General features: G+C 71.2%; 17 protein-coding genes and 1 tRNA gene. 11 read left to right on the top strand and 7 right to left on the bottom strand.

The window, feature by feature from the left end:
* The first annotated feature begins 24 nt into the window (after positions 1 to 24).
* Positions 25 to 558, top strand: a complete 534-nt coding sequence (locus ACIBUY_RS14095; protein ID WP_399152680.1) for a hypothetical protein — start codon at positions 25 to 27, stop codon at positions 556 to 558.
* 18 nt (positions 559 to 576) lie between these two features.
* Positions 577 to 1,008, top strand: coding sequence for a hypothetical protein (locus ACIBUY_RS14090; protein WP_399152679.1), 432 nt, complete (start codon positions 577 to 579; stop codon positions 1,006 to 1,008).
* Here ACIBUY_RS14090 and ACIBUY_RS14085 read toward each other — a convergent pair.
* From ACIBUY_RS14085 to ACIBUY_RS14075, 3 genes are all read right to left on the bottom strand, one after another.
* Entirely contained in the window at positions 1,005 to 2,084 is a 1,080-nt protein-coding gene (locus ACIBUY_RS14085) for a PP2C family protein-serine/threonine phosphatase (protein WP_399152678.1), read from the bottom strand. The genes ACIBUY_RS14090 and ACIBUY_RS14085 overlap by 4 nt on opposite strands.
* A gap of 59 nt (positions 2,085 to 2,143) precedes the next feature.
* On the bottom strand, positions 2,144 to 2,773 hold the full coding sequence (locus tag ACIBUY_RS14080) for a hypothetical protein (RefSeq protein ID WP_399152677.1): 630 nt from the start codon (positions 2,771 to 2,773) through the stop codon (positions 2,144 to 2,146).
* Positions 2,774 to 3,268: 495 nt separating this feature from the next.
* Positions 3,269 to 3,342, bottom strand: a tRNA-Gly gene (locus tag ACIBUY_RS14075).
* 545 nt (positions 3,343 to 3,887) lie between these two features.
* Between ACIBUY_RS14075 and dcd the strand changes: the two genes are divergently transcribed.
* The 3 genes from dcd (at position 3,888) to ACIBUY_RS14060 (ending at position 5,642) form a co-directional block, all read left to right on the top strand.
* Positions 3,888 to 4,463 (top strand): dCTP deaminase, encoded by a 576-nt coding sequence (dcd, locus tag ACIBUY_RS14070; RefSeq protein WP_018529309.1) that lies wholly within the window; start codon positions 3,888 to 3,890, stop codon positions 4,461 to 4,463.
* Between the two features lie 11 nt (positions 4,464 to 4,474).
* Complete coding sequence (locus tag ACIBUY_RS14065; protein ID WP_365565024.1) at positions 4,475 to 4,972, top strand: phosphoribosyltransferase; 498 nt, start codon at positions 4,475 to 4,477, stop codon at positions 4,970 to 4,972.
* A gap of 127 nt (positions 4,973 to 5,099) precedes the next feature.
* Positions 5,100 to 5,642, top strand: a complete 543-nt coding sequence (locus ACIBUY_RS14060) for a GNAT family N-acetyltransferase (protein WP_365565021.1) — start codon at positions 5,100 to 5,102, stop codon at positions 5,640 to 5,642.
* An 81-nt stretch (positions 5,643 to 5,723) separates the two neighbouring features.
* On the opposite strand, the gene ACIBUY_RS14055 is transcribed toward ACIBUY_RS14060, so the two are convergent.
* The 4 genes from ACIBUY_RS14055 to ACIBUY_RS14040 form a co-directional block, all read right to left on the bottom strand.
* Entirely contained in the window at positions 5,724 to 6,617 is an 894-nt protein-coding gene (locus tag ACIBUY_RS14055) for a YIP1 family protein (protein ID WP_365565018.1), read from the bottom strand.
* Between the two features lie 130 nt (positions 6,618 to 6,747).
* Positions 6,748 to 8,010, bottom strand: coding sequence for an FG-GAP repeat domain-containing protein (locus tag ACIBUY_RS14050; RefSeq protein ID WP_399152676.1), 1,263 nt, complete (start codon positions 8,008 to 8,010; stop codon positions 6,748 to 6,750).
* 120 nt (positions 8,011 to 8,130) lie between these two features.
* Positions 8,131 to 10,422 carry a (Fe-S)-binding protein gene (locus tag ACIBUY_RS14045; RefSeq protein ID WP_399152675.1) on the bottom strand — a complete coding sequence of 764 codons (2,292 nt, stop codon included), beginning with the start codon at positions 10,420 to 10,422 and terminating at the stop codon, positions 8,131 to 8,133.
* A gap of 178 nt (positions 10,423 to 10,600) precedes the next feature.
* Entirely contained in the window at positions 10,601 to 11,869 is a 1,269-nt protein-coding gene (locus ACIBUY_RS14040; RefSeq protein WP_399152674.1) for a nucleotide sugar dehydrogenase, read from the bottom strand.
* Between the two features lie 147 nt (positions 11,870 to 12,016).
* Here ACIBUY_RS14040 and ACIBUY_RS14035 point away from each other — a divergent pair, with 147 nt between their 5' ends.
* From ACIBUY_RS14035 to ACIBUY_RS14010, 6 genes are all read left to right on the top strand, one after another.
* Entirely contained in the window at positions 12,017 to 13,060 is a 1,044-nt protein-coding gene (locus ACIBUY_RS14035) for an NAD-dependent epimerase/dehydratase family protein (protein WP_365565006.1), read from the top strand.
* 4 nt (positions 13,061 to 13,064) lie between these two features.
* On the top strand, positions 13,065 to 14,108 hold the full coding sequence (locus ACIBUY_RS14030; protein ID WP_399152673.1) for an MraY family glycosyltransferase: 1,044 nt from the start codon (positions 13,065 to 13,067) through the stop codon (positions 14,106 to 14,108).
* A 152-nt stretch (positions 14,109 to 14,260) separates the two neighbouring features.
* The gene (locus ACIBUY_RS14025) at positions 14,261 to 14,938 is read left to right on the top strand and encodes a WecB/TagA/CpsF family glycosyltransferase (protein WP_399152672.1); all 678 of its coding nucleotides are present in this window, start codon (positions 14,261 to 14,263) and stop codon (positions 14,936 to 14,938) included.
* A complete protein-coding gene (locus ACIBUY_RS14020; protein WP_365564999.1) occupies positions 14,932 to 15,336 on the top strand; it encodes a hypothetical protein in 405 nt (134 codons plus the stop codon). Before ACIBUY_RS14025 ends, ACIBUY_RS14020 begins: the two co-directional genes overlap by 7 nt.
* Complete coding sequence (locus ACIBUY_RS14015) at positions 15,333 to 16,460, top strand: glycosyltransferase family 4 protein (RefSeq protein WP_365564996.1); 1,128 nt, start codon at positions 15,333 to 15,335, stop codon at positions 16,458 to 16,460. The genes ACIBUY_RS14020 and ACIBUY_RS14015 overlap by 4 nt, the downstream gene beginning before the upstream one ends.
* Entirely contained in the window at positions 16,457 to 17,668 is a 1,212-nt protein-coding gene (locus ACIBUY_RS14010; protein WP_399152671.1) for a glycosyltransferase, read from the top strand. Before ACIBUY_RS14015 ends, ACIBUY_RS14010 begins: the two co-directional genes overlap by 4 nt.
* Positions 17,669 to 17,675 lie beyond the last annotated feature (7 nt).

Here is a 17,675-nt window from a genome sequence, read left to right as displayed (position 1 = left end):
GAGCCCGGGGGCAGGGCTCGCCTCATGACACAGCACATTCAGGACCCCTCGCCCTGGGACGCCGAACGGGTACGCCCGCTGACCCGCTGTCAGATAGCGGACAGGACCCGTGAACTCGGCGACCTGTACGCCGTCAACTCCGGCGCGGACCCGATGAATTGGGACATCGTCAGCCGCGCCTTCCTGATCCGCCTTGCCACCGACATGCGCCGTCCCGGCTTCGCGCTGCTCGTCGCGGAGACGGGCGCGGGGGAGCGGTCGGCGACGGCCTGCGCGTACGGATTCCCGCTGCACGACGGGCTGTTCGCGATCCGCGAGATCGTCGTACGCGCCCGCGTGCGCCGGGAGTCCCCAGGCCGCGACTGGAACCTGGCCCGTCGCCTCCAGCGCCGCCTGCTCGGCGACCACGGCGACGCCACCGGGCTCACCCTGGTCGAACGCTCCGACCTGTGGACCCTGGACGCCCTGCGCTCCTGGGGCTGGCGCGAGGTGCGGGGCGGCAGCGACGACGAGGTGCCGGCGTGTCCGCCGTGCCGCGTACTGCTCCTCGACCCCTGATCTGCTTGGCTGCGGATCATGACTGACCCGCTGGCCGTGGCCCAGGAGATCGCCGGGATCGCCGCGGAGCACGGCCACACGGCCGAACTCCCGGAGCCCGGCGCCACGCTGCCGCTGTCGATCGAGGTGACAGGCCCACCCACGGTCACGGTCGTCCTGGACGGGACCGGCCCCGGTACCGGTGTCAGGGATGCATCGGTGACGGTGGAGACAGTGCGCTTCACGGACCTGGAGCCCGACGAGGTGGTCCCGTTCCTGCGCGCGGTCTACGACGGCACGGCGTACGTCCGCGCGGTGACGAAATGGTGGCAGTTCCTGCTGCCGCTGACACCCGCCGGGTACTGGCTCGTCGTACCGATGCCGGGTGGCCGCGCGTACAAGGAACTGGTCCCGAGGATGATCCTCACCCCCTGGCTCTCCGCCCGGATCGGCAAGGGAACACCGGGCTAGTCGTGACTCGTGGTCGGGGCCAGCGCCAGCAGGGCCATGTCGTCGTCGCGGGCCCCGTCGCTCCATGTGCGTACGGCGTCGTCGACGGCGTCGAGCAGCGCGGCCGGTCCTGAGTAGGTGGCGGCGGGCATCGCCGTGGCCGGGTCGAAGAACGTGCCGGAGGCGTCGCGGGCCTCGGTGACGCCGTCGGTGACGAAGAGCAGCAGCGCACCGGGCGGCAACGCGTGCACCGACTCGGCGGTTTCGCTTTCTGCTCCGGGGGCCAGCGGGCCGAGGCCGAGGGGCAACCCGCTCTGGGCACACGGCAGTTCGCGGGGCGGGGCGCCGGGCGGGAAGAGATAGGGGGCGGGGTGGCCGCGGCTCAGCAGACGGACCTCGCGTGCACCGGGCGGGATCTGCGCGAGCAGCGCCGTGGCGAACCCCTCGTAGGCGTCCGCGTCGCCGCGCCGCTGGGCCTCGCGGAGGGTGGCGCGTTCCATGCGGTCGGCGAGGGCCGCGAGATCGGGGACGTCGTCGGCCCATTCGCGGAACGCGCCGAGCTGCACGGAGACGAGCCCGATCGCGCCGAGCCCCTTGCCGCGGATGTCACCGATGACGACACGGACGCCGTACGGGCCGGCCTGGGCGGCGTAGAAGTCGCCGCCGACGCGGGTGCCGTGGAGGGCGGCGCGGTACTCGGCGGCCAGCTCGATGTCGCCGAGCCGGCCCGGCGGATCGGGCAGCACGGCGCGCTGGGCGGCCTCGGCGGTGTCGCGCGCCCGGTCGTAGCGCAGCAGCATGCGGTTGACGACGACGCCGGTCAGGCAGGCGAAGACGATGTTGAGCGCGTCGATGTACTCGTGGATCTGGTGCTGGGTGCCGAGGACGGCGGTGATGAACACCTCGAGGGCGAACGCGGTGGCGCCCACGGCGAGGGTCTGCCGCAGCGAGAGCAGTGCTCCGGCGATGACGGCGGCGAGCGCGAACAGGGGCGTGGCCCGCACCGCTTCGGGCGTCGCCAGTTCCAGCGCGAGACCGACGACGAGCAGCACCCAGGGCGCGGCGCGGGCGGCTGCGGGGCGGTGGGAGGAGTGCATGCGCCCAGCATGGAAGGCGAGGCCGCGGCACGCCGCCCGACACGTCGAGCCGCTCCGCCCTACCCGGCGACCCAGTGGTTCCGCCCGCTCTGCGGCTGACAGGTGATGCGCGCGCCGTTACCGGCGGTGGTGGTCATCCCCAGATACTTCCGGGGACAGAACTGCCCGGCCTCATAGGGCCGCCCGGAGGGCGACAGCAACTGCCCACTGGACGAAGAACCACTGGACGAAGAACCACTGGACGAAGAACCACTGGACGAAGAACGGTCACCGGGTGCCGTGCGGGCCGGAGCACTGGCAGGCGCACTGGGCACAGAGCGCTCCAACGCACCATTCGTCTCGGGCTCCTCAGGCTCCTCAGGCTCCTTGGGCACGATGAGCTTCTTACTGATCCCACCCGCGTGCAGCGTCACGGCCTGCCCGGAGGAAACCTCGTCGCCCCAGGTGAAGCGGGCATCCGTAGCCGCGTACACGGCCCCGTGGGCAGGCACGTCATCGGTCAGCCGGACGCGCCCCTGCTCGATGGTGGTCCCGGACGAGTCAGTGACGCTGTACGTCGTGACGGAGTCATCAACCGCGTACGAACTGACTTCACTGCCCCCGGGGTTGGACACCTTGAGCTTGACGTCGAGCCCGACCCCGGAGCGAGTGGGCTCCTGCCAGACGGCGGAGACGAACGACGACTTCACGGCGGGAGCCGGGGAAGCGGGACGAGAGCCAGAGGCCGACGAGGATCCGGATCCGGAGCCGGAGGAGCCCCCGCCCCCGAAGAGCGCGACGATCCCCCCGACGATCAACGCGAGAACGACGATCAGACACCCGCATCCGGCGAGCGCGTCCTTGGTACTGGAGTTGTTGGTCCTGCTGGCGGCCATGAGGAGAGCTGCACGTTCCGTCCGGTGGGGCAGTAGGTCAGCTGTCAACCGTGACCGAAGGACGTCCCACCCGAGCAGAGCCGAAGGCCCCGACCCCAGAGGCCGAAGGTCACCCCAGAGCTCGTCAGAAGACCTCCCACTCCCGCCGGGGAACGGAACCCTCCCAGCTGTCGGTGCACGTCTCGGCCCACTCGGGCGCAACGAACACGGGGCGGGTACGGGCGAAGTCGCCGTTCTGCCGACACCGCAGGACCAGGCCGAGCCCGGACAACAAAAAGGCCCGGGTCCTGAGGACCTGGGCCTTGATCATGGAGCGGGTGACGAGAATCGAACTCGCGCTCTAAGCTTGGGAAGCTTATGTTCTACCATTAAACTACACCCGCGTGGTACGGCCGTTGGAGCGGCTTTGTACTGCCGGACACTGTACCTCATGCCGGGCCCCGGGCGCTCAAGCCCCGGGGCCCGGCTGCGCTGTGTGGGGGTGGAAGTGACTGCGGGTGAAGGGAGTTGGGGCGTACGGTGGGGGGACCGCGCGAAGGTCGTCAGGGGTTGCTCCCGAGTCGGGGAGTCGCCTGGATCGGCGTCCCTTTCATCCCGTAATGTGACCCCTCGTCGTCGGCCGGGAAACCGGCCCAGTGGCTCGTGGGGAAGGGACTCAAGGGACTTGATGGACTCGATGGAGCGCACCGTCGTCCGCTGTGCCGAAGGGCACGTCTTCAGCACCTCTTCGTTCCCGATGCAGCAGGCGGACCGCCTCGGTCCCGGCCGGCTCATCCGGTGTCCACGGTGCGCGCGGCTGCGGCACGCCGTTCCCGTGGGATCGCCGAAGCGGTAAGCGGTAAGCGGCGAGCGGTAGTCGCCCGGACCAGGTGAAGCGCGTGGGCCCGCCGATTTCGGCGGGCCCACGCGCTCTGCGTATCCTCGGGGCGTGCTTCTCTCAGACAAGGACATCCGGGCCGAGATCGACGCCGGGCGGGTACGGATCGATCCCTACGACGAATCGATGGTTCAGCCGTCGAGCATCGATGTGCGGCTCGACCGCTACTTCCGGGTGTTCGAGAACCACAAGTACCCGCACATCGACCCCAGCGTCGAGCAGGCGGACCTGACGCGGCTGGTGGAGCCGGAGGGCGACGAGCCGTTCATCCTGCACCCGGGCGAATTCGTGCTCGCCTCGACGTACGAGGTCATCTCCCTGCCCGAGGACCTCGCCTCGCGGCTCGAGGGCAAGAGCTCGCTGGGGCGTCTCGGGCTCGTGACGCACTCGACCGCCGGGTTCATCGACCCGGGCTTCAGCGGTCACGTGACCCTGGAGCTGTCGAACCTCGCGACGCTGCCCATCAAGCTGTGGCCGGGCATGAAGATCGGGCAGCTGTGCATGTTCCGGCTGTCGTCGCCCGCCGAGCACCCGTACGGCAGCGAGCGCTACGGGTCGCGCTACCAGGGACAGCGCGGGCCGACCGCCTCCCGTTCCTTCCTCAATTTCCATCGGACCCAGGTGTGAGCAGCAGCGACATGAGTGACGTGCGCGAGAACCTTACGTACGAGAAGTTCGGCGTGGCCGTGCGCGAGCTCGCGCAGACCATCGCCGACGACGGGTACGAGCCGGACATCGTGCTCAGCATCGCCCGCGGCGGCGTCTTCGTCGCCGGCGGCCTCGCGTACGCGCTGGACTGCAAGAACATCCACCTGGTCAACGTCGAGTTCTACACCGGCGTGGGGACCACCCTGGAAATGCCGGTCATGCTGGCGCCCGTCCCGAACGCCATCGACTTCAGCGACAAGAAGGTGCTCATCACCGACGACGTCGCCGACACCGGCAAGACGCTGAAGCTCGTCCACGACTTCTGCCTCGACACGGTCGCCGAGGTGCGCTCCGCCGTCGTCTACGAGAAGTCGCACTCGCTCGTGAAGTGCGAGTACGTGTGGAAGCGCACCGACGAGTGGATCAACTTCCCGTGGAGCGTGGAGCCGCCCGTCGTGAAGCGCGACGGCCAGGTGCTGGACTCCTGACCTGATCGGCATCTCGCCTGTTCGGCATGTGGAAAAGGGGCCCCTCGGGGCCCCTTTCGCGCAGCCCGATTGGGCGAGATCGTAAGGGGGCAGGACCCGGGTTCGCAGACCTGGAAGGGATGACCGCATGGGGCGCCTGAGGCCGATCGAACCGTTGGCGGAACCCCTCGCGGACGGGGTGGTCGCGGTGCGCTTCCGGCGTGAGTCGGATCTGCGGGCGATCGAGGAGGCGAGTCATGACCCCGATACGCGGCGGTGGCTCGACGACATGCCCATGGACGAGGCTGCTCGCAGGACGAGCATGCTCCGGGTCCAAGAAGCCTGGCGAACCGGGCGAGCGGCCCCACTGGTGATCGCGGACGCCGCGACGGACGAGCCCATCGGCATCATCAACCTGCAGTTCCGGGACGATGACGTGGCAGCCCTCGCTTACGGCGTGTTCCCTGCCCAGCGCGGTCGGGGCATCGCCCCGCGCGCTGTGCGACTGGTCGTGGGCTGGGGCTTGGACGAACTGGGGCTGACCCAGATCCTGCTCGAGGCCGATGTGGAGAACACGGCATCGGTCAGGGTTGCCGAGAAGTGCGGGTTCCAGAGGATCGACAGTCGGGCGCCGAGCGCAGAAGGCGGGCACGCGACGGTCGTGTTCGGTTGCGTGAAGCGTGAAGCGTGAAGCGTGAAGCGTGAAGCGTGAAGCGTGAACGGGGTCGGCGCTGACAGCAGCGCCGGCCCCGTTCACCATGTCGCGTGCGCGCTAGAACGTGCCCAACTTGATGATCGACAGCAGCGCGATCAGCTGGATCGACGACGCCGCGAGCGCCTTCGGCCAGGGCAGGTCGTGGGACTTGGCGACCATCGTCGTCAGCAGGGCGCCGGCCGCGAGCCAGGTTGCCCAGCCGAGGAGTTGGACGAACATCTCGTTGCCGCCGACGAACATCGCGACGAGCAGGCGCGGGGTGTCCGTGAGGCAGGCGATCAGCATGGACAGGCCCACCGTGGGCTGCCAGGCGCCGTCGCCGCTGAGCTGGCGGGCCAGGGTGTGGGTGACCACGCCGAGGATGAAGAAGCTGACCGTGACCGCCACGCCGGCGGTCAGGACCTGGGGGACCGCCGTGGAGAGCGTGGCGTTGATCACGTCCTTGCGGGCGCCGTCGAAGCCGAAGATGGCGAGCAGGCCGTAGAGGAACGTGACGATCAGGGCCGGGGCCCACATCGCGTAGTCGCGCATCTGGAGGTACGTCTGCGACGGGCGCAGGATCACTCCCGACAGGAGTTCCTTCCAGTGCAGGCGGGGGCCGATGGGGCCGGCCGGGGCCGAGCCCGCCTGGTAGGTGGCGCCCTGCGTGTACGCGTAGGGGTCGTCGTCGGCGTTCACCGAGAACGACTGGGTGTGGCCCGGGTTGTTCGCCGCGTACGGGTCGTAGCCGCCCTGGGGGTGGGGCGCGTTCGGGTCGCCGAAGTACTCCGGCTCGCCGTGCGAACCCTGCGGCCCCTGTGCGCCTTGTGCCCCCTGCGGGCCGTACGAGCCGTACCCGTTGCCGCCGTTGTTCGGGGGCCACTGCTGCTGCGGGCCGCCGCCGTAGTGCTGCGGGGGCCCTTGCGGCGCTTCGCGGTTGTCCCGGCCGCGTCCGTTCCTGAATCCAGCCACGACTCGAACGTACCTGGTTTCGAAGGCCCCGAGGCCGGGCCCGGGGGATAGGGCCGGGCATTGCGGCTGACCTGTGACATCCCTTACGGGCTGACCCTAGGGGGAGTCAGTGTGTGAGCCGGTGCGTGCATCAGTGCGTGAACTGTGCGCTGGTGAAGGTGAGTTCGGGGCGAGGTGAGAGGAGGGTCGCCGAGCGGGTTCCGGGGAGGACGATGATCTTGTCCCGCCCTCCCGCATCATCCGCCGAGGCGGCCGTGCTCTGGAGCACCACATCGTCCCTGCCGTCGCCGTCGAAGTCCGCCACCGCCACGACCCGGCCCGTTCCCGCAGAGGCCGCCACCGGCTTCGTGCCGCCGCGGACGAGATGGACCGCGGTGCCGCCCGAGACGACGAGGTCCGTGCGGCCGTCGCCGTCGAGGTCGCCCGCGTCGAGGGCCGTGCCCGTGGCCTTCACCGTACGAGCGGCGGCGCCCTGGGCCGCGTACACCTTGAGGCCGGTGGAGGTGAGGACCGCCGCGCCCCGGCCGGTGGTGAAGCGGCCGAAGTCGACGTCCGTGCCGGCCGGGTACGTGGCGCCCGGCCGGGCCGGGCCCTTCGCGCCGCCGAGGACGAGGGCCGAGGCGGCCGTGCCGGAGTGGGCGCGGACCAGGACGTCGTCGGTGCCGTCCCCGTCGAGGTCGGTGGCCGGGCCCGCGGGGACGTTGCCGGACGTCTGGACGAGGCGGGCCGTGCCGCGTGGGGCTCCGGCGCGGGTGAAGGGGCCCGGCAGGAAGGTCAGGCGGCCCGCGCTCGCGTGCACCACGAGGTCGTCCTTGCCGTCGCCGTCGAAGTCACCGCAGACGGGCTGGTCGGGCCAGTCGTTGCCGAAACGTGCCTGCGCGGGGATCGTCAGCTTCACGCCCTTGCCGGAGATGCCGGTCGGCGAGCCGAAGAGCAGTTGCAGGGGGACGGGCGGGGCGCCCTGGCCGTCGTAGGGCGGGTCCGTGGAGACGACGAGGTCCGTGAAGCCGTCGCGGTTCAGGTCGCAGGCCGCCTCGGAGCTGAACGCCGCCGGGACCTGCCCCTTGGTCGGCGCCGCGTACTTCGCCGGGGAGAGCAGCTGCCGGGACCCGGGGACGAGGCCGTGGCCCTTCTTGCCGTAGACGATGCCGATGCCCGCGTCGTCGCCGAGCCCGTCGTGCGCGAGCTCGTCCAGTACGAGGTCGGGCGCGCCGTCCCCGTTGAAGTCGGAGGGGGCCTTGGAGCCGGTGCCGTGGGGGACCGGGAGGACCGGGGTCTGCTGCTTGCCCGCCATCGCCACGGGGCGCGATTCCTTGTGCTCGGTACCGCCGCAGGCCGCGAGGGTGAGGGCCAGCGCCCCTATCGTGCAGCCCCGTCTCCATATGCCCGACATCAGCAAAGTCCCCGCCCGTCCCGTGAGTTCACAGCTTTCCCATGATGGCCCAAAGGGGCGTCCCCTGTACCCGGCGGGTACAGGGGACGCCTGACGAACCATGTCGATCGTGCCGAACCGCTACTTCACGGGCTCCGGCTCCGGTGCCTCCTCGGCCTCCGCCTCGCCCGCCGGGTCGGCCGGCGTCTTCACGGAGTCGAGCAGCAGCTGGGACACGTCCACGACCTGGACGGACTCCTTGGCCTTGCCGTCGTTCTTCTTGCCGTTGACGGAGTCCGTCAGCATCACCAGGCAGAACGGGCAGGCCGTCGAGACGATGTCCGGGTTCAGGGACAGGGCCTCGTCGACGCGCTCGTTGTTGATGCGCTTGCCGATCCGCTCCTCCATCCACATCCGCGCGCCACCGGCGCCACAGCAGAAGCCGCGCTCCTTGTGGCGGTGCATCTCCTCGTTGCGCAGGCCCGGGACCTTGCCGATGATCTCTCGCGGCGGCGAGTAGATCTTGTTGTGGCGGCCCAGGTAGCACGGGTCGTGGTACGTGATGATGCCCTCGACCGGCGTGACCGGGACGAGCTTGCCCTCGTCCACCAGGTGCTGGAGCAGCTGCGTGTGGTGGATGACCTCGTAGTCGCCACCGATCTGCGGGTACTCGTTGCCGATGGTGTTGAGGCAGTGCGGGCAGGTGGCGACGATCTTCTTGGCGGTACGAGGCTTCTTCGACTCCTCGGTGACCTTGCCGTCGTCGTCGTACTCCTCGCCGAACGCCATGTTCAGCGCCATGACGTTCTCCTGGCCGAGCTGCTGGAACAGCGGCTCGTTGCCGAGGCGGCGGGCGGAGTCACCGGTGCACTTCTCGTCGCCGCCCATGATCGCGAACTTCACGCCCGCGATGTTGAGCAGCTCGGCGAAGGCCTTCGTGGTCTTCTTCGCGCGGTCCTCGAGGGCACCGGCGCAGCCGACCCAATAGAGGTACTCGACCTCGGTGAGGTCCTCGATGTCCTTGCCGACGACCGGCACCTCGAAGTCGAGCTCCTTGAGCCACTCCAGGCGCTGCTTCTTCGCCAGGCCCCAGGGGTTGCCCTTCTTCTCCAGGTTCTTGAGCATCGTGCCCGCCTCGGACGGGAACGCGCTCTCGATCATCACCTGGTAGCGGCGCATGTCGACGATGTGGTCGATGTGCTCGATGTCGACCGGGCACTGCTCGACGCAGGCGCCGCAGGTGGTGCAGGACCACAGGACGTCCGGGTCGATGACGCCGTTCTCTTCGAGGGTGCCGATCAGCGGGCGCTCGGCCTCGGCCAGGGCCGCGGCGGGCACGTCCTTGAGCTGCTCCTCGGTCGCCTTCTCCTCGCCCTCCATCGACTTGCCGCCACCGGCGAGCAGGTACGGGGCCTTGGCGTGCGCGTGGTCGCGCAGCGACATGATGAGGAGCTTCGGCGAGAGCGGCTTGCCGGTGTTCCAGGCGGGGCACTGCGACTGGCAGCGGCCGCACTCGGTGCAGGTGGAGAAGTCGAGCAGGCCCTTCCAGCTGAACTGCTCGACCTGGCTGACGCCGAAGGTGTCGTCCTCGCCCGGGTCCTCGAAGTCGATCTCCTTGCCGCCCGAGGTCATCGGCAGCAGGGCGCCGAGCGACGCGTCGCCGGAAGCCTTGTTCGCGTTTCGCTTGAACCAGATGTTCGGGAAGGCGAGGAAGCGGTGCCAGGCGACGCCCATGTCGGTCTTGAGCGCGACCGTGATCATCCAGATGAAGGAGGTCGCGATCTTCACGCCGGCGAAGAGGTACGTGAGGTTCTGGAGCGTGGAGACGTCCAGGCCCGAGAGCCAGTCGACGACCGGGTACGAGATGAAGAACGAGGCCTCGTAGCCGTCCACGTGGTGCTGGGCGCCTTCGAGGGCGTGCAGCATGAAGATGCAGACGCCGACGATGAGGATGACGGCCTCGACGAAGTACGCCTGGCCGAAGTTGGAGCCGGCGAAGCGGGACTTGCGGCCCGGCTTGCGCGGGTGGGACAGCTGGCGGATGACGATCAGGACCGCGATCCCGAGGATCGTCAGGGTGCCGATCAGCTCCACGAACATGTTGTACGGGGCCCACTCGCCGACGATCGGCAGCAGCCAGTCGGCCTGGAAGAGCTGGCCGATGGCGTTGACGATCGTCAGCAGCAGCGAGAAGAAGCCCACCGCCACGAACCAGTGCGCGACACCGACGACGCCCCAGCGGTTCATCCGGGTGTGGCCGAGGAACTCCTTGGCCACGGTGACGGTGCGCTGGACGGGTTCGTCGGTGCGCGTGCCTGCGGGGACGTTCTGGCCGAGCCGCATGAAGCGGTAGATCTGCGCGATGGCCCGGACGAACAGGGCCACGCCGACCACGATCAGGGCCAGCGACACGATGATCGCGGCGAGTTGCATTTGGGGGCTCCTCGGGCCTGCGAGGGGAGTCATGGGTAGCGGCATTACTAAGCGGTAACTTATGTAGTCCGTCTGAGACTACCCACTTACGCCGTCGCAATGTAGTCGGCCCGGTCGTGATCTGTGTCGCTGAGGTGACCCTTCACGGCACTCACGGCACTCACAGCACTCACGGCCCTCACAGTCGCTCGACGGTCCGCGCCGCACACCGGCTGCGCGTGTCGAGGACGTACGTGTACGAGGCGGCCGCCTCCAGCAGGGCGTAGTCGAGGCCGTCGTGGTCGGTCAGCACGATCACCGCGTCGGACGCGCGCAGCTCGGCCTCAGTCAGCTCGACGCACAGGACGTGGGTCGGCAGGTGCGCCGGGTCGGCGTGCGGCTCGACGGCGTGCACCACGGCCCCGGCCTCGTGCAGCAGCCGGGCCGTCTCGACCGCGGGCGACTCGCGCACGTCGCCGGTGTCCTTCTTGTACGCGAGCCCGATCAGCAGGACGCGGGCCCCGGCGAGGGCGCGGCGCATCCCGGCGGCGGCGCGTTCGACGACGTACGACGGCATGTGGGCGTTGATCTCGTTGGCGAGGGAGACGAAGCGCACGTCGTGCTGGAGTTGGCGGCGCACCTGCCAGGACAGGTAGGAGGGGTCGACGGGGAGGCAGTGGCCGCCGACGCCGGGTCCTGGGAAGAACGGCATGAAGCCGAACGGCTTGGTGGCGGCCGCGTCGACCGCCTCCCAGATGTCGACGCCGAGCGGCCGTGCGCACATCGCGAGCTCGTTGACGAGGGCGATGTTGACGTGCCGGAACGTGTTCTCCAGGAGCTTGGTCAGCTCGGCGGTGCGCGGCGAGGAGACGGGGACGGTGCGCTCCACGATCCGGTCGTAGAACGCCTCGACGGCCTCGAGCGAGTCGTCGTCGATGCCGGAGACGACCTTCGGGGTGTTCTCCAGGCGCCAGCGCCGGTTGCCCGGGTCGATGCGTTCGGGGCTGTAGCCGAGGTGGAAGTCGCGGCCCGCGGTGAGCGAACTGCCCTGTTCGAGGAGCGGGCGCAGCACGTCCTCGGTCGTGCCGGGGTACGACGTCGACTCCAGGATCACGGTCGCGCCGCGGCGCAGGTGCGGGGCGAGCGCACGCCCTGACGCCTGGACGTAGGAGAGGTCGGGGGCGCCGTCGGTGAGCGGGGTGGGGACGGTGATGACGGCGACGTCGAAGCCGGCCGCGGCCGCGGGGTCCGTGCTGACGTGCAGGCGGCCGGAGTCGAGCGCGGCGAGCAGCCGCTCGTCCGGGATGTCCTCGACGTAGGAGTCGCCGGAGGCGAGGCGCTTGACGCGCAGGGCGTCGACGTCGACGCCGGTGACGTCGAGGCCCCGCTCGGCGGCGGCGACGGCGACGGGCAGGCCGACGTAGCCGAGGCCGACGACGGTGACACGGGATCCAGCGTTCGCGTACACGGGGTTCTCCGATCCGGGGGAGCTGACGCCAAAGCAGATCGTGTTATTCGCCCCATATTTGGACATAACGGAATAGCTTATGTAGGGCTCCGGGCGGGCGTGCCCCTCCGGTGTCACCCCGATACCGCAACTGACGAGGGGCCCTCGATGGCAGCACCGGTCGCTACCCTGACGTACCTGGTCACCGGAGGCGCGGGCTTCATCGGCTCGCACCTGGCCGACGCCCTGCTCGCCCAGGGCCACACCGTCGTCGTCCTCGACGACCTCTCCACCGGCGACCGCGCCAACCTCGCCGCCTCCTGGCCCAACCCCCGACTGCGCTTCGTGCGCGGCTCGGTCCTCGACGCCCGCCTCGTCGACGAACTCACCGGCCGCTGCGACCACGTGATCCACCTCGCCGCGGCCGTCGGCGTGCGCCTGGTCGTCGAGCAGCCGCTGAAGTCCTTCACCACGAACGTGCGCGGCACCGAGCACGTCGTCGAGGCCGCCCACCGGCACGGCCGCCCGCTGCTGCTCGCCTCCACCTCCGAGATCTACGGCAAGAACGGCGCGGGCCCGGTCGCCGAGACCGCCGACCGCATCCTCGGCCAGACCACCGTCGCCCGCTGGTCGTACGCCACCGCCAAGGCCGTCGACGAGATCCTCGCCCTCGGCCACCACCGCGAACGCGGACTGCCGGTCACGGTCGCCCGGCTCTTCAACACCGTCGGGCCGCGCCAGTCGCCCGCGTACGGCATGGTCGTGCCGAGCCTCGCCGCGCAGGCCGTCACCGGGCAGCCGCTCACCGTCCACGGCGACGGCACGCAGCGCCGCTGCTTCGCCCACGTCGCCGACGTCGTCGACGCGCTGCTTCGCCTGCTCGCGCACCCGGGCGCGGTCGGCGAGGTCTTCAACATCGGCAGCGGCGAGGAGACGACCATCGCCGACCTGGCCGGGCTGATCGTCGAACGCTCCGGCTCGACCTCCCCCCTGCGCTTCATCCCGTACGAAGAGGTGTACGCGGGAGGGCACGGCTTCGAGGACATGGCGCGGCGCGTCCCCGACACCCGCAAGATCCGCGAACTCACCGGCTGGGCACCGAAGTTGGGCCTGAGCGACATCGTGGACGCGGCGCTGCTCGACGCGGGCGGCGGCGTGCCGGGGCCCGCGGCACCCGTGGTCTTCCCCGCCGCCGCCCCGGCCAGGGCCTGAGCCCATGCTGTACGGGATCGCCGCCGCCGCGACCGCGCTGCTGCTCGCCGCCGCCCTGACCGCAGCGCTCCGCGCCCTCGCGCTGCGCACCTCCTTCGGCGTCGACCGCCCCGGCGGGCGCAAGGCGCACACCCGGCCCACCCCGCACCTCGGCGGCGTCGCCGTGGCCGCCGCCACCGGGACCGTCGCGGGGGCGGGGGCCGCGACCGGCCTGGCCCCGCTCGGCTCCGCCACCGGCACCCTGCTGGTCGCGGCGGGCGCCGTGGCCCTGCTCGGGTTCCTCGACGACCTGCGGCCGATGGGGGCGCGGGCCCGGGTGATGGTGGAGGCGGGGGCGGCGACGGTCGTCGTGCACGGGCTTCAACTCGGTTTGGTCGTCGGGGCGTTGGCCGTGCTGTGGATCGTGTTCGTGACCAATGCCTTCAACCTCCTCGACAACTCCGACGGGGCCATGGGCGCCGTCGCCGTCGTCACCACGCTCGGCCTGTGCGCCTGCGCGGGTACGGAGGGGCTCGGCCCGCTCGCCGTCGTCCTCGGGCTGCTCGCCGCCTCGCTCACCGGGTTCCTCATGCACAACTGGCATCCGGCGCGGGTGTTCCTGGGCGACTGCGGGTCGTTGTTCACCGGGTTCCTGGTGGCGTGCTCGGCGCTCCTCGTGAACGTCGAGCACGAGGCGCCCGCGTCGCTGGCCTCCCTGTTCGCGGTCACGGCCGTGGCCACCGCCGACACGCTGCTCGTTCTCGTGTCGCGGCGCCGGGCCGGGCGGGGTCTGCTCCGCGGGGGCTCCGACCACATCGCCCACCGGTTGCGCCGGCTTGGGCTCACGGTGTCCGGGGCGGCGGTCGTGCTGGGCGCTGCGGCCGGGCTGGGCACGGCTACGGGGGTTCTGCTGCATCGCGGGGTCGTGGGGGTCTCGGTGGTGTGGTGGCTGGGTGGGGCCGTTCTTGTGGCGCTGGTGTTGTTGTTGCGGGTGCCGGTTTATGGGGGGCGGCGTCGGGTTGGGGCGAGTCATGTGGCTCAGGTCGACGTCCTTCGAGTTGATGCCTGATGGGACAGTCCCTCGGCGTAGATGGCTGTGCCCACCCGTTCCTCCCCCACAGCCCTGAAGACGTGGGGGGACCCCCGGCGGAACGCCCGCCCACAGCGGCGGTGGCCAGGTGCCCCATCGCATCCGTCTCCCCGGACGTCGCCGCTCGGTACGTGGTCGATGCCGCTCTCGCCCGTCACCCCCACCACATCCACCTCTGCAACGCCTACACCCTCGCCCTCGCCGACACCGACCCCGCCCTGCGCGCCCTGCTGCAGGACCCCGGGGCCGTCAACTTCCCCGATGGGCAAGGGGTGGTGTGGGCCGGGGGGATGCGGGAGCGCGTGTACGGGCCCGATCTCTTTCTGAACGTCTTCCGGGAAGGGCAGGCCGGTGGGCTGCGGCACTACCTCCTCGGGTCCACCCGTGACGTCCTCGACCGGCTCGCCGCCGAGTTGCGGTCCCGGTTCCCCGACGCGCTGATCGTCGGGACGGAGTCGCCGCCCTTCCGTGAACTGGGCGTGGAAGAGCGGGAGTTCCAGGCCCGGCGGATCGCCGAGTCCGGGGCGCACATCGTGTGGATCGGCCTCGGCACCCCCAAGCAGGACCACGAGGCGGGCCGGCTCGCTGCGCTCCATCCGGCGGTGTACGTCGCGGTGGGCGCCGCCTTCGACTTCGTATCGGGAAACAAGCCGCAGGCACCCGGGTGGATGCAACGGCACGGCCTGGAGTGGCTGTTCCGGCTCTGCAGTGAGCCGCGGCGGCTGTGGAAGCGGGTGGTGTGGGGGCATCCGCGGTTCGTGTGGGCGGCCCTGCGGGGGCGTGAGTGCAAGGGAGCGGGAACATGCTGAACGTCGGCCGGACGCGGCTTCTGGTGCGTCAACTCGCCCAGTACGAGATCGACTTGGTCCTTGACAGCGGCGCCCATGACGGAGTCTTCGGACGGGCTCTGCGCCGGGCCGGGTACCGAGGGCGGATGGTGTCCTTCGAACCGTTCCGGGGTCCGCAGGCCGGGGTGCGCAAGGCCGCGGCCCGCGACCGGGAGTGGCAGGTGCTGCCGTACGCGCTCGGCGGCCGGGACGGTGTCTGGACGCGCCGCCTGGACGGGGTCTGGGAGGACGTCGTGGCGCCCGGCGAGCGCATGCTGCTGCACGTCGGCCACGCGCCGGAGCTGCCCGAAGTGCTGGCTGGTGCGGGCGAGTTCGGGCCCGATCTCACCCTGGTGCGGGCCGGGGCGGCGTACGCATGAGGATCGCGCTCGTCCACAGCTTCTACGGCTCCTCCGTACCCGGCGGCGAGAACGAGACCGTCCTCGACCAGGCCGCCGCCCTCACGCACGCGGGGCACGAGGTGCGCGTCATCGCCGCCCGCACCGACGACCTGCAGCACGCGCCCGGGTATGCGGCGCGGTGCGCGGTCACCGTCGCGACGGGGCACGGCCGCAGCCCGCTGGCCGCGCTGCACGCGTTCGCCCCCGACGTGGTGCACGTCCACAACCTGTTCCCCAACTTCGGCCGCTCCTGGGCCGCCGAATGGACCGGGCCGCTGGTGGCGACGCTGCACAACTACCGGCCGCTGTGCGCCTCCGCCGTCCTGTACCGGGACGGCGCCCAGTGCACCGAATGCCTCGACGGACACCGCTGGGCGGGCCTTCGGCACGGCTGCTACCGGGGGTCGCGGATCGCGACGCTGCCGCTCGCGTGGGCCACCCGGGGCGGGGTCCGCGACGACCCGCTGCTGCGCCGCGCCGACCGGGTGGTGATCCTCTCGGAGCTCGGCCGGCAGACGTACACCCGGGCGGGACTCCCGGAGGAGCGGATCTCGATCGTCCCCAACTTCGTTCCCCAGGCGCCCGGTTCGGGCCCGGAGGGTGAGGGCGCGTGGGTGTACGTGGGGCGGCTCACGCCGGAGAAGGGCATCGTCGACCTGCTGCGCCTGTGGCCCGCGGGGCGGCGGCTCGACGTGGTGGGCGCGGGGCCGCTGGAGGGGGAGTGCCGGGCCGTGGCGCCGTCGTCCGTGCGGTTCCTGGGCGCCGTCGAGCGGGAGCGACTGCGTGAGGCGCTGCCGTCGTACCGGGGACTCGTCTTCCCCAGCCGGTGGCTGGAGGGCGTGCCCCTCGTCTATCTGGAGGCCCTCGCCGCGGGCCTGCCCGTGCTCGCCTTCGAGGGCTCCGCGGTGCCGCGCGCGGTCCGCGCCGAGGGCACCGGCACCGTGACCTCCTGGGACGCCCCGCTGGACCCGGCCCTCGACGTGTCCGAGCGGATCTTCCCGACCCTGCGCGAGCACTGCCGATCCGTGTACGCGAAGCGGTACGGGGAGTCGGTGTGGCTGGAGCGGATCGCGCGCGTGTACGCCGAAGCCGGGTGCCGATGAACGCCACCGCCCGCCCTGCCCGGCGCGTCACCGTCGTACAGCCGTATCTCACCGGGTACCGGGTGCCGTTCTTCGAGCGGCTGCGGGATGAACTGGCCGACCGTGACGTGGAGTTGACGGTTGCGCACGGGCGGCCCGTCGGCGGTGCGGCCGAGCGCGGCGACAGCGTCCGGCTGCCCGGGGCCGTCGAACTCCCGCAGCGGGACTGGCAGGTGAGAGGGCGTCACCTCGTCCGCCGCGATCTGCGCTCCGTCGTCCGCGACAGTGACGCCCTGATCCTCACCCAGGCACTGCACCACCTCGACTCCCTCGCCCTCCTGGCCCGCCGCCCCCGCGGGCTGCGCATCGGACTGTGGGGCCACGGCCGTACGTACACGGTCCGGCACTCGGCGCCGGCGCGCTGGGCCAAGGCGGCGCTGACCCGTCGCGCCGACTGGTTCTTCGCGTACACCGACGAGGGCCGTGCCTACGCCGAGGACGCCGGGCTGCCCGCCGGCCGCGTCACCGTCCTCGACAACTCCCTCGACACCCGGTCCCTGGAAGCCGCCCGCGACCGCGTCACGGAGGTGGAGGTGCGGCGGCTGCGGTCCCGGCACGGGCTCACGCCCGGGCTGACCGGTCTGTACGTCGGCGGGCTCGACGCCCCCAAGCGCACCCCGTTCCTGCTGGCCGCCGCCGATGAACTCGCCGCGCGGCTGCCCGGGTTCAGGCTGCTCGTCGCCGGGGACGGGGCGCAGCGGGCGGCGGTCGAGCGACACGGCCCGCACGTCGTGCACGTGGGGGTCGTGGGGGAGCGGGAGAAGGCGCTGCTCGGTGCGGCCGCGGACGTGATGCTGGTGCCGGGCGCGGTCGGCCTGTGCGCGGTCGACTCGTTCGCGCTGCGCACGCCGCTGGTCACCACGCCCTGGCCGTTCCACGGCCCCGAGTTCGGCTATCTGGACGACGGGCGCAATGCGGTGCTCGCGCCCGACGACCCGGGCGCGTACGCCGCCGAGGTCGCCCAACTCCTCACCCGGCCAAGGCGGTTGGCATGCCTGCGGCGGTCCTGCCGGGCGGACGCCCAGCGCTACACCGTGGAGGCCATGGCGCGCCGGTTCGCCGCGGGGGTCGACGGGCTGCTGGGCACCCGGGCGGGCGGCAGCGGCCGCGACGCGGGGCCGGTCAGCGGCGCGGTGACGCCGTCCGGCGGTACACGGTCGAGGGTATGACCGGTCG

The sequence above is a fragment of the Streptomyces sp. NPDC050085 genome (assembly GCF_044460595.1).
Lineage (GTDB): Bacteria > Actinomycetota > Actinomycetes > Streptomycetales > Streptomycetaceae > Streptomyces.
Note: the sequence above shows the minus strand (reverse complement) of the source record. Positions and strands in the feature narration are given on the sequence as shown.